Annotated in this window: 9 protein-coding genes; 4 read left to right on the top strand and 5 right to left on the bottom strand. The window is 44.5% G+C overall.

What is annotated here, in order from left to right:
- Positions 1-40 precede the first annotated feature (40 nt).
- The 4 genes from grxD (at position 41) to FQV37_RS07090 (ending at position 4559) form a co-directional block, all read left to right on the top strand.
- Positions 41-391 carry a Grx4 family monothiol glutaredoxin gene (gene grxD, locus FQV37_RS07105; protein WP_057759647.1) on the top strand — a complete coding sequence of 117 codons (351 nt, stop codon included), beginning with the start codon at positions 41-43 and terminating at the stop codon, positions 389-391.
- 267 nt (positions 392-658) lie between these two features.
- Positions 659-1195, top strand: coding sequence for a hypothetical protein (locus FQV37_RS07100; RefSeq protein ID WP_160021938.1), 537 nt, complete (start codon positions 659-661; stop codon positions 1193-1195).
- Between the two features lie 269 nt (positions 1196-1464).
- Positions 1465-3360, top strand: coding sequence for a tRNA uridine-5-carboxymethylaminomethyl(34) synthesis enzyme MnmG (gene mnmG, locus FQV37_RS07095; RefSeq protein WP_160021936.1), 1896 nt, complete (start codon positions 1465-1467; stop codon positions 3358-3360).
- A gap of 239 nt (positions 3361-3599) precedes the next feature.
- Positions 3600-4559 carry an AEC family transporter gene (locus FQV37_RS07090; RefSeq protein ID WP_114701038.1) on the top strand — a complete coding sequence of 320 codons (960 nt, stop codon included), beginning with the start codon at positions 3600-3602 and terminating at the stop codon, positions 4557-4559.
- A gap of 109 nt (positions 4560-4668) precedes the next feature.
- Here FQV37_RS07090 and FQV37_RS07085 read toward each other — a convergent pair whose 3' ends face one another.
- From FQV37_RS07085 to katG, 5 genes are all read right to left on the bottom strand, one after another.
- Positions 4669-4833 carry a hypothetical protein gene (locus tag FQV37_RS07085; protein WP_160021934.1) on the bottom strand — a complete coding sequence of 55 codons (165 nt, stop codon included), beginning with the start codon at positions 4831-4833 and terminating at the stop codon, positions 4669-4671.
- Positions 4834-4881: 48 nt separating this feature from the next.
- A complete protein-coding gene (locus tag FQV37_RS07080; RefSeq protein WP_160021931.1) occupies positions 4882-5883 on the bottom strand; it encodes an LLM class flavin-dependent oxidoreductase in 1002 nt (333 codons plus the stop codon).
- A gap of 347 nt (positions 5884-6230) precedes the next feature.
- A complete protein-coding gene (locus FQV37_RS07075; RefSeq protein WP_160021929.1) occupies positions 6231-8762 on the bottom strand; it encodes a glucose/quinate/shikimate family membrane-bound PQQ-dependent dehydrogenase in 2532 nt (843 codons plus the stop codon).
- A 204-nt stretch (positions 8763-8966) separates the two neighbouring features.
- Positions 8967-9896: a LysR substrate-binding domain-containing protein gene (locus FQV37_RS07070; RefSeq protein ID WP_160021927.1), complete on the bottom strand. Its 930-nt coding sequence runs from the start codon at positions 9894-9896 to the stop codon at positions 8967-8969.
- A gap of 397 nt (positions 9897-10293) precedes the next feature.
- Entirely contained in the window at positions 10294-12477 is a 2184-nt protein-coding gene (katG, locus tag FQV37_RS07065) for a catalase/peroxidase HPI (RefSeq protein WP_160021987.1), read from the bottom strand.
- Between the last annotated feature and the right edge of the window lie 397 nt (positions 12478-12874).

Raw genomic sequence — 12874 nt, 5'->3', positions numbered from 1 at the left:
ATAATCATTTTAATGAACCGCTTTATCAATAGGAGCTTTTATGAGTGAGCAAACCCCAAACACTGCTGCAAACGACGTTGAACAATTGATCCGTGATCAAATCCGTGACAATAAAGTCATTATCTACATGAAAGGCACACCGCAATTTCCACAGTGTGGCTTTTCAGCGCGCTCTATCGAAGTGTTGACTCAGATTGGTCGTCCATTTGCGTTTGTAAACATTTTAGAAAACCCAGAAATCCGTGCAACGTTGCCAAAAATCGCTAACTGGCCAACGTTCCCGCAATTATGGATTGATGGTGAGCTAATGGGTGGATCAGACATCATCTTACAAATGTATCAATCAGGCGAGCTAAAGCCATTGGTTGAAGCAAACAGCCCTGCTGCTTAATACTTAAAAGTGTGAATTGGATGTCTTTAATGTCCAATCAGCCTTTGCAAGAGACGAGCACAACAAACCCAGATAGTCATCTAATGGCTATTTGGGTTTTTTTATTGTCGCTATTAGTGTTGTTAGTAGCGTATCTATTCTTGTCCCTATTATTATTTCTACGCGCCTATATCATTAGGCTTCGTTGTTTTTATGGGATTTACCCCCATATAGTGTCCAAGATACCAGCGATATAAATAATAATTATCAGATGAGTAAGAGAGCTTTATGAATAACCAAACCAGCGAACAGTCAAACGAGCAAAGAGAAGCGGCTGAGCAGGCGGCGATTGAAAAACGCCGTCAACGTTTAAAAAATGAATCGACACGCATTATTGAGATTGCTAATAATGAGTCATACTCAGCACTTAAGTGTATTCATCAGCTTAGTGTGGCAGGCGGTGCAACTGAAGCGACATATGTGGCTATCGAGCAGCGCATCGTTGTAGACCAAGATCCTGCAGGTGCTTATCATTTGGCACTGTTAGCACAGAACACACCAGATTTGCCAATCGATGCTCGTCAGCTTATCGAATTGGTAGTCCACAAGGGTGATAACCATCAGCGCTTGGCATTGCTTAAAAATCTACCATTACCGCCAGTTGAGCTCATCAAAGAGCAGATTTTGGCCAGTGATGATGGTGAGGCGATTGGTCAAATGAACGCCTATCTACAGATCAATCCAGAAGGGTATGGTAGTCATCATATGCTGTCTAGTGGGCAATCAGATCAGATCGTACCGCTTAGCCCTGGCAATAATAACTAAAATGATAGTTAAAATAGTCATTAGTAAGGCAACAACTAGTAAGACAGTAACTAGAGTAGAGAACTTTTCGCTTAATTTTAATAGTTTTTATCCTAGCGTTTTTTAAGCGTGAAAAAATTGTTATAATGATGGGTTATTCAACCAATTATGAACGACTTATCTGAGTCGTTATCTTCTTATAAATTCGACTGACGTTTATTTGCTGACTGTTTTCTTATTTGAACATAAGATATGGCAATCAGCAGCGTTATGAGTCAAGTGAGGCACACATGCAATACCCAAAACATTACGACGTGATAGTGATCGGCGGTGGTCATGCCGGTACAGAAGCTGCTCTGGCGGCTGCACGTATGGGCGCACAGACCTTATTGTTGACGCATAATATTGAGACGCTCGGACAGATGAGTTGTAACCCTGCGATTGGCGGTATCGGTAAATCGCATTTAGTGCGTGAGATTGATGCGTTGGGCGGTGCAATGGCGCTGGCAACGGACAAGGCTGGTATCCAGTTTCGCGTATTAAACAGCCGTAAAGGGGCTGCCGTTCGTGCCACGCGTGCGCAAGCAGATCGTATCTTGTATAAAGCAGCTATCCGCCATACGCTAGAAAACCAGCCAAATTTAGATATATTCCAGCAAGCCGCTGATGATATCTTGGTAGAGAATGGTCGTGCGTCGGCAGTAGTTACTTCAACGGGTATTATCTTTAAGACCGAAACAGTGGTATTGACCTCAGGGACTTTCTTGGGCGGCGTTATTCACATTGGTATGGAGAACTCAAATGGTGGCCGTGCAGGGGATCAGCCTTCTATCAAGTTGGCAGATCGTTTACGTGAACTTAAGCTACCAGTTGGTCGTTTAAAAACAGGTACGCCAGCTCGTATCGATGCTCGTAGTGTTGATTTCAGTGTAATGACGGTACAGCCGGGTGATACGCCATTGCCAGTGATGAGCTATATGGGTGATGTCTCTATGCACCCTGAGCAAGTCAATTGCTATATCACGCATACCAATGCGCGTACACATGACATTATCCGTGAAAACCTTGACCGTTCACCAATGTTCTCTGGGAAAATCGAAGGCGTAGGCCCGCGTTATTGCCCATCTATCGAAGATAAGATTCATCGCTTTGCGGATAAAGACAGCCACCAGATTTTCATCGAGCCAGAAGGTCTGACCACACATGAGTTGTATCCAAATGGTATCTCAACCAGTTTGCCATTTGATGTACAGTTAGACTTTATTCATAGTATGAAAGGCTTAGAAAACGCGCATATTACTCGTCCGGGTTATGCGATTGAGTATGATTATTTCGATCCACAAAACCTCAAGCCAACGCTTGAGACTAAGTCGATTGATCGTCTGTACTTTGCGGGTCAGATCAACGGTACGACAGGCTATGAAGAAGCGGGCGTACAAGGTTTGCTCGCAGGTACCAATGCGGCATTGGTCACTACTAACAATAGCGAATTTGACACGTGGACACCGCGCCGCGATGAAGCGTATCTTGGGGTGCTTGTCGATGACTTGATTACCCACGGTACTACCGAGCCGTATCGTATGTTTACGAGCCGTGCAGAATATCGCTTGCTCTTACGTGAAGACAATGCCGATCAGCGTTTGACTGAGACTGGTCGTAAGCTAGGTCTAGTAGACGATGTACGCTGGCAAGCCTATCAAGAAAAAATGGAAGCCATCGCGACAGAAACCTCACGCCTAAAAGATATGTGGGCTACGCCTGCTAATGCATTAGGTAAGCAAGTGACTGAGCAAACAGGTGAAGTGCTGTCTAAAGAGTCTACTGCCTTTGATTTGCTAAAGCGTCCGCAAATACATTTTGCTGATATCGCCGCTATCACTGACTCAGCCGTTGATACGCAAGTGGGTGAGCAGATAGAGATTTCTGTTAAATATGCGGGCTATATCGACCGTCAGCAAGAAGATATCGACCAAATGAAGCGACTAGAAAACACAGCGCTACCGTTAGACTTTGATTATAGTATCGTGTCAGGACTATCAAATGAGATAGTACAAAAACTTACGCAAGTTCGTCCTGCAACGCTAGCTCAAGCGGGACGCGTAAGCGGTGTAACCCCTGCTGCCATTCAGTTGTTGGCAATGACGGTTAAAAAGCATAAAAAAGCAAAAGCTGCATTGGACTCGTAATAGCAATGTAGTAAAGCCTTTTATAATAAGGCACTTATAGTATAAAAAGCCCGTAATGATATTTCGTTACGGGCTTTTGTTTGTCAAAAAAACGATCGATTTTGAAAGAAAATCACATGTAACCTTGTCCTACCTGCCACTTTGTCTCTATACTAGGTCAGTAAATTTTCTTAATACTTGTTAATTTTTCTCGCTGATGTCCATATATTCATGGGCTTGTCACCGAACTGAGTCTACTTATGATTGATGCTATTGTTTTTGCTATTACTATTGTCTTACCCAACCTTGCCTTAATGTGGTTGGGTTTTTTTATGCAAAGACGGGGTGAAGCAAGCCAAACTTTTATCGATCAGGCATCAAGTTTTGTCTTTAATTATTGCTTGCCGTGTTTATTGTTTTTTAGCGTGGTCGATAGCGACGTCGATTATGGTAAGCAAATTACGCTTATTCTTGTTGGTATCTTGGTGACGTTTATATTATTTATTGGCGCAGAGTTTTATGCCAAACGCTTCGTCAAGCGTCCTGAGGACCAAGGTGTGTTTGTACAAGGCGTATTCCGTAGCAACATGGCCATCATTGGCCTTGCAACCGTGGCCAACGCTTACGGCGCGCAAGGGTTAAGTATCGGTGCTGTCTATATGGGCGTGGTGACGATACTGTTTAATATCTTAGCGGTCATTACCCTAAGCCGCGTATCCAAAAGCGTGGATGACACATGGGTTAGTCGCGGTACGATGATCGTAAAAAAATTACTGACCAATCCTTTGATTTTGGCATTGGTTGGGGCATTCGTCTACAAAGCACTGCCATTACCACCGCTTACTGGGGTAATTCATACGACTGGCGACTTACTGGCAGCGGTGGCTCTGCCGCTAGCACTGATCTGTGCAGGTGCTAGTATTAACCTAAAGTCTATGTTGCATCCTTCGGGCTTATCCATGCAGGCGAGCATTGGGCGAATTGTCATTGCGCCATTGATTGCTATCGCTGTTGGACTTGGGTTCGGGTTGTCAGGCGTGCATATGGGGGTTTTGTTTTTGATGGTCGCATCACCAACAGCTGCAGCCAGCTATGTCATGGCAAAAGCAATGGGTGGCAATGACGTATTAGCGGCTAATATTTTGGCATTTACTACCGTCGTCGGTATGTTTGGTATGGCGATTGGGGCAGCGACGTTACGTGCGCTTGGATTGATGTAATGCAGATTTTATACTATCTTTAAATAAGCAAGTACTTTCGCCTTATCTAATTTTGACAGCATTAAAAAAGCCCTCTTTTCAAATAAGGAAAGAGGGCTTTTTTATTAATCTAGCGTTCACTATTACGCTTGTCTTCACGGCGCTGCTTGCGCTTTGGGCTAGTACGATAGGTCAAATAACCACCGATAGCCATAACTGCAAGAAAGGCGATGATATACATAAATATTGATGAGCCAATCATGAGCGATGCACCGATAATGGGAGTTGCTTCCATGTCAAAAATCCAGTTAAGGTTCATCAATAATTATGCAAGTGTCTCATTTCATTGTAAAGTAAATAAGTTTAGCTCCGGTGTAAGTTCAAGTGAACGGATACGGGCAGCTTGGTCATATATATTGGCCGTCACAATCAGCTCATCTGGCTGATAGGTTGCCAAAAACGCAGCGAGTCTTGGTTTGACCGTGTCGACAGAGCCAATGAATGATACTGACAATGCATTGTCTACCATCATTTTCTCTGCTTGACTCCAGATACTGTCCATATCGTGGGTAGGCTTAGGCATTTGACCTGTTTCGCCACGGCGCAGACGTACAAAGCTCTGCTGTGCTGAGGTAAAGTGATATCGAGCAGTCGCATCATCATCAGCCAGCAATAAGTTAGCAGCCAACATCACATAAGGCTTATCTAGATAGACAGACGGTTTAAACTGCTCACGGTAAGCCTCAATTGCTTGTCCAAGCATTTGCGGAGCAAAGTGAGAGGCAAACACATAAGGCAGTCCTAAATGTGCAGCCAAAGTCGCACCAAATAGAGAAGAGCCTAATATCCAAATCGGTATGCCTGATTTTGCGCCAGGAAATGCCTGTACAGGGCTGCCATCTGCATCATTACCTAAGAAATACATCAGCTCTTGCACATCTTGTGGAAAGCGTTCTGCATCTTTCATTTGTCGACGAAGTGCCTGAAACGTCGCACCATCAGTACCAGGTGCACGGCCTAGGCCTAGGTCCACACGGTCACCATATAATGCCTGCAAAGTACCAAACTGCTCAGCAATCACGAGAGGGGCGTGGTTCGGTAGCATGACGCCGCCCGCACCAATACGGATACGGTCGGTTTGACTACCGATATGCGATAGCAGTACTGAAGTGGCTGCACTGGCGATACCCGGCATATTATGATGCTCTGCCATCCAGTAGCGGTTTAAGCCTGATTTTTCTGCTTGCTGCGCGGTTTCGACCGTTTGGGCGATGCCTTCAGCGATGGTTTTGCCTTGAGGTACAGGCGCAAGATCTAAAAAAGATAAAGGGATTTTGTTACTCATAAATGTTCCAGTAGTGTGTAAATTATTTTCTACTGATATGCTTATAGACAGTGGTAGTTTCAAGTGCCGCTAGTCACTGTTAATGAATCATAACAAAGTCAGTTAACTCTGTTTTTAAGCTCGCTTAACAATTATTAAGGTGTATTTATAAAGGTTGTCGTTTGTCAAAATAAGCGATAAATAAACCATAAGTAAGGTCATAAAAGGATTTAGCAGCATTATACTATGGCATTAAAAAAAGATGGCATTAAAAAAAGCAGGCAACCTAAGTTACCTGCTTCTCTAATTATAAGATTATAATATAATGATAAATTAAATAATCATTATTTTAAGAACTAAATGCAACACTATTTATCTTGGTCACCAAGCTTATAAGCTAAGACATAATCACCAATGGTTGTGCCAACTGAACCATGACCACCTGCGACCAATACGACCATTTGCTCACCTTTAGAGTTCAAGTAAGTCATTGGCGTGGCTTGACCACCTGCTGGAATACGAACATTCCATAGTACGTCGCCATTTTTTAAGTCATAAGCTCGGAAGTTGTTTTCTGTCGCCGCTGACAAGAACGCTACGCCACCTTTGGTGATGATAGGTCCACCGATACCAGGTACGCCCAATTCCAGTTTGATAGGAATAGGAGACAAGTCTTGTACCGTACCATTTTTGCGTTGATACGCGATATCACCTGTGGTCAGATCAGCGCCAGCGATCGTGCCCCATGGTGGCTGCTGACAAGGTACGCCTAGCGGTGACAAGAAGGGACCTAATTCTACTGCATAATCTGCACCTTCATTGGCATTGACGCCTTGCTCGCCTTTATTGGTCTCTGCATCGCCCAACGTGTCTCTAGGAATGAGTTTTGAGGTAAATGCCAAGTAAGTTGGCATGCCAAACATCACGCCATTCTCAGGATCGACTGCGATACCACCCCAGTTAAAGGTACCAAAGTTACCAGGATAGACCAAGCTACCATTGGTTGATGGCGGGGTGTAGCGACCATCATAGTTGAGCTTATTAAACTCAATACGGCACATCATTTGATCAACAAGACTGGCACCCCACATGTCTTTTTCAGTCAGTGGTTCAGGCTCAAAGCTCAAGCCAGAATAAGGCTGAGTTGGCGCTGCGTGCTCTCCCGCTATGAGATAGCCTTGCGGTGCAGGACGTTCTTTAATCGGTACAATAGGCTCACCCGTTGCGCGGTTTAAGACGTATACATCACCTTGTTTGGTTGGCACAACCAGCGCAGGCTGTACACCATCGGCCGTATCTAGATCAAGTAAGGTTGGCTGCGCAGGCGTGTCCATGTCCCAAAGGTCATGATGGACAAACTGCTGAACCCAGCGTGCTTCACCAGTCTCGATATCTAGAGCGACAACAGACGTTGCATACTTTTCTTCAGCGGCATTTCGGTAGCTACCTAGCTGATCCGGTGTGCGGTTACCCATAGGGAAGTAGGCCAATCCAAGCTCTTCATCGGCAGTAGCGACTGACCATGAATTTGGCGAACTGGTCTTATAAGTTTGGGTTGGATCATTGACATCGAAAGGTGCTGTATTGTCAGGATCACCTGAGTCCCAGTTCCAAAGCAGCTCACCGGTATTGACATCATACGCACGGATCACACCAGAAGGCGAGTTGACGTCGTAATTGTCATTGACAGCACCAGCGACGATGATGGTATCACCCGCGATGACTGGTGGTGACGTCGAGTAATAGTAACCTGCTTGATTAAACGGCATGTTATGCATCAAGTCTAGTGCACCATCATCCCCAAAGTCTTGGCAGCGTTGCCCAGTGTTTGGATCAAGTGCATATAACTTCGCATCAGAGGTTGGGATAAATATCTTGGCATCACATTGCTTAGACGCGTTTTCAAAGGTATTGCCAGCAATTTTCTGTACTTGCACGGGGCTAGCTGTACTGTTGCTATTCTCTGCTGAATTATTAGCAGCGCTAGCGATAGGGTCAGGACTGGTCGCTTGACCCGCATAATAAGACACACCTCGGCAAGTTTGATGCTGTCGTTGTAAGTTTTCCTCTACTTGAGGATCAAACTTCCATAGCGTCTCACCAGAGTCGGCATCTAGCGCTAGTACCCAGTTATGAGGCGTACATAGGTACAGCGCATTGCCGATTTTTAATGGTGTTGCTTGATAAGTGGTCTCACCGACATCGTTAGGCCCTTTGACGTCACCTGTTTGGATTTGCCATGCCAGCTCTAAATCTTTGACGTTATCGGTATTGATTTTATCTAGAGGTGAGTAGCGCTGACCATAATCAGTACGACCATACGCGCTCCATTCGCCATCTGGTGTTTGCTGACCGTTTGATAACGGATCACCAAGGTTAGCTGACGTCTCATCTGAGCTGACGTTTTGCTCGTCATCATTTGCAGCAGTCAAATCAAGCTCACCGAGTTTGTCGGTGGCATTGTTGGCTAAACTACCAAAAGAGAGTAGTGCACCTACGGCCACGCTTACGAGCAGACCCCAATAGTACAGAGGGCTTTTCTTAACGTTGTTTGTAGCTGCAACATTTGCGGCTACGTGAGTTTTAGGCCCACGCATTTTGTTGGATACCCATGGCAGTAGCATGAGCAAACCAAATATAAGCGGGAAGCCAACTCGAGGTGCTAGCGCCCACCAATAGAACCCAGATTCCCAAAGCGCCCAAGCCATGGTTGCTACGATAAATAGTGCATATAACCCGTAAGCACTCCAGTGTTTTTTGAACAATAAAAAAGCTGTCGTTAGTATAATGACGCCAGCAATGAGGTAGTAAGGACTACCGCCTAAGGACAATAAATAAGCGCCGCCAATGAGTAGAGGGGCGGCAAAAATTGCCATAATGATCGCTACGAATTTTTCCATGAGCGGTATCACCTGTTTACAAAAGAGCAAGTTAATATGTATTGATATTTAGTCGCAAATCAATTTCATTCGACCAAATATCAATACAAGTGTGAATGATATATAAAAGAAACATTGAATAACGTTCTAGAATCTATTTTATCATCCACAGCTCAGTCTAGTAAGGGTGAGCAAGTCTGAGATACTTTATTTAACAAATGCTCATTAATTTGCAAATTGCTTTTGACATAGCTCTATGAAAGCGCGACCATATTGACGGATTTCTGCATCATCGCGTACCGCCATCCAACTGGTAAAGCGACCAAAATGATCGACGGGTATGGCAGTCAGGTTTTGATAATGGCTTGGCTCAAATGCCATTTCTGCGATGATACCAATACCTAGGCCTAGACCGACATAGGTGCTGATCACATCGGCATCGAGCGCCGCTAATACAATATCTGGCTCCAGTCCTGCTTCATCAAACGTCTTGTCAATCGCGCCGCGTCCTGTAAAACCACCGTGATAGGTCACAATCGGATAGCTGGCAAGCGTGGGCAAGTCGATAGACTCTTGGCTAGCCAGTTCGTGATCACTCGGTACGATAACGCGATGCGTCCAGTCATAGTAACGGTAGCATCTTAAATAGTTGTTATGCAGCAAGGACTCAGTGGCAATACCGATATCGGCTTGACCGCGGATGACCATCTGAGCGATGGTCTCAGGATCTGCCTGTTGCAAAATCAGATTTACTTTAGGGAAACGATCTTTGAACTCTTTAACCACTTGCGGCAGTACATAACGCGCTTGCGTGTGAGTGGTAGCAATCGTCAGCGTACCGATATTAGGATTATTAAAGTCTAAACTTAGGTTTTCAATGGTACGGATTTCAGCAAAGATAGACTCGATATGTGGCATAAGAGCCGTACCCATGGTGGTCAGCCCTGTCAGACGCTTTCCTTGACGAATAAATACTTCGGTCTTCAGTTGGTTTTCAAGTGCCGCGATATGTTTTGACAAGCTCGATTGGCTGGTGTGTAGCACAGTCGCTGCTTGACTTAAGTTATAGCCATTAATCACCGTATGCCAGACTGTTTCCAACTGCTTGAGCTGAATTTGCAAATGTCGCTGATTGACCACTACGTCGATTGCCATAACTTAATCCTATTGTATAAATATACAAACCTCGTCTGTATATGAAAGTAAAAATGTCTGAACATACAGTAATAAAGTAGTGTAAAACAAAGCTATTATTCTTGTATATAATAAATAGCTATCAATTTATGATAATTATGAATATAGAATTTGTATTTTGCAATGCTAAAAAATTATTTGTTCAGTAAATGTTGTTTAGTCAGTAAATGTTGTTTAGTCAGTAAGCGTTGTTTATCCAGAGAAGCCATTTGACCTAACAACTTATAAAGAGCGGTCACTATTAAGCATAAAAAACTAAGCATAAAAAAACAGCTACCTTCTAAAAGATAGCTGTTCGTTAGTTATAAAGTTATTTATTACTATTAATTAGTCGGTATTGACCAATTTCAAACTCAGCCTATTTGGCAATATCAAAGCGATCTGCATTCATAACCTTGTTCCAAGCGCGGACGAAGTCACGAACGAATTTCTCTAAGTTATCATCCTGCGCGTATAGCTCAGCATAAGCACGTAATATAGAGTTAGAGCCAAATACCAAGTCTACACGGCTCGCTTGCCATTTGACATTTCCTGTACCACGCTCACGTACTTCGTAGCTATTAGCAGTGTTGTCGGCTGCTTTTACAGGGTGCCATGTGTAGTTCATGTCTGTTAAATTGACGAAGAAGTCGTTAGTAAGCACGCCAGCACGTTCAGTAAAGACGCCATGTTGGCTTTGACCATGGTTGGTATCAAGCACTCGCATACCACCAAGCAATACGACCATCTCAGGCGCTGTCAATCCCATTAGCTGCGTACGATCAAGCAGCATCTCTTCTGGTGATACCGCATAGTCGCCCTGAATCCAGTTACGATAGCCATCATGTAGCGGCTCTAAATCAGCGAAAGATTCGGCGTCAGTCATTTCAGCGTCAGCATCACCGCGACCTGGACTAAACGGTACAGTAATATCTACGCCTGCATCGTTCGCTGCTTGTTCAATAGCGGCATTACCAGCGAGCACAATCAGATCGGCCAAACTCACGTCTTTATCAAAATCAGACTGAATGCTGGTTAATGTCTCAAGCACATGTTGCAGCTGCTCTGGCTCATTGCCTGCCCAGTCTTTTTGTGGGGCTAAACGGATGCGTGCACCGTTGGCACCGCCGCGATAGTCCGAAGCGCGGAAGGTACGAGCGCTGTCCCATGCTGTAATGATCAACTCACGACGACTAATGTCACTATCTAAAATTTTTGCTTTTAGCGTTGCAATATCATCAGCAGTCAAGTCTGCATTACCTGTAGGAATAGGGTCTTGCCATACAAAGTCTTCGCTTGGTACATCGGCACCTAAGTAACGAGATTTCGGCCCCAAATCGCGGTGAGTCAGTTTGAACCACGCTCTAGCAAACACTTCATCAAAGTATTCTGGGTTGTTATGGAATTTCTCTGAAATCTCGCGATAGATAGGATCTTTGCTCAATGCCATATCTGCATCAGTCATGATTGGGTTGCGACGTACACTTGGATCATGAGCATCTAACGGACGATCTTCTTCTTTGATGTCAGTTGGTTCCCACTGCCATGCACCTGCTGGACTTTTGGTCAGTGCCCATTCATGGTTCAATAGTAGCTCGAAATAACCGTGGTCCCACTGGGTCGGATTGGTGGTCCATGCGCCTTCGATACCACTTGAAACGGTATCACCTGCATTACCACGACCTTTAGGATTGCGCCAGCCTAGACCTTGCTCTTTGATATCAGCAGCTTCTGGCTCGTCTTCTAGTATCGTTGCATCACCATTACCGTGACACTTACCAACGGTATGTCCACCAGCGGTTAGAGCGACAGTCTCTTCATCGTTCATTGACATACGAGCAAAGGTAGTACGCATATCTTGAGCAGTCTTTAATGGGTCAGGGTTACCATCCACACCTTCAGGGTTGACATAGATCAAGCCCATTTGTACGGCTGCTAGTGGGTTTTCTAGTGACGCGCGGTCTTCGTCGCTGTCATAACGGTTTTTGGTAGCAGCTAACCATTCGCGCTCAGAACCCCAGTAGATGTCTTTTTCTGGATGCCAGATATCAGCACGACCACCAGCAAAACCTAGAGTTTTAAAACCCATAGACTCATAAGCCATGTTACCTGCCAAAATCATCAAATCAGCCCAAGACAATTTATTGCCGTATTTTTTCTTGATTGGCCACAATAGACGACGTGCTTTATCAAGGTTGACGTTATCTGGCCAGCTGTTCAATGGTGCAAAGCGTTGGTTGCCAGTATTAGAACCGCCGCGACCATCAGAACGACGATACGTACCAGCTGAATGCCATGCCATACGAATCATCAAACCACCATAGTGTCCCCAGTCAGCTGGCCACCATTCTTGCGACTCAGTCATTAGGTTTTTTAAGTCAGTCTTGACCGCTTCTAGATCTAGCTGTTTAAAAGCTTTAGCATAGTCAAAGTCTTCACCCATTGGGTCAGTCTTTTTGTCTTGCTGATGCAATATGTCTAAGTTTAGAGCATTTGGCCACCAATCTGTCGCAGCAGAAGCAGTGGTAGTGTGCGCTTGATGCATAACAGGGCAGCCACCCATACTAGGACGTTGAGCCTCGTGCGAGTTATCAACGTTTTCGCTATGGATCGTTGGGCCTTGACCATCACCCTGATCATAGGTTGTGTTAGTAGGCGCATTATTATTGTTGCTTTCGTGATCTACAGGACAACGAGCAGCATCTGGGGCAGTGTTTTTGTCAGTGGTGTTATTGGTTGAGTCGGACATGGTATAACTCCTAGGCTATGATAATCGAAAGAACAAACCGTGAATCTCGGTAGTCGTTGTTTATGTACAAAGCATAACTAAGCTGAGTGGATTTATAAAACTAATATATAAGAATTATAAGTTTTAAATTACCAATCATAAAATGCTTGATGTTTTGTTTATCTCAATCATTATTAACGCCCGTGCTTATCATCGCCAGTTAAGAGTAAAC

Source organism: Psychrobacter nivimaris, from assembly GCF_009812035.1.
In the GTDB taxonomy this organism is placed as follows: Bacteria; Pseudomonadota; Gammaproteobacteria; order Pseudomonadales; family Moraxellaceae; genus Psychrobacter; species Psychrobacter nivimaris.
The sequence above is the reverse complement of the archived record's forward strand: the minus strand, read 5'-3'. Positions and strand labels throughout refer to the sequence as shown.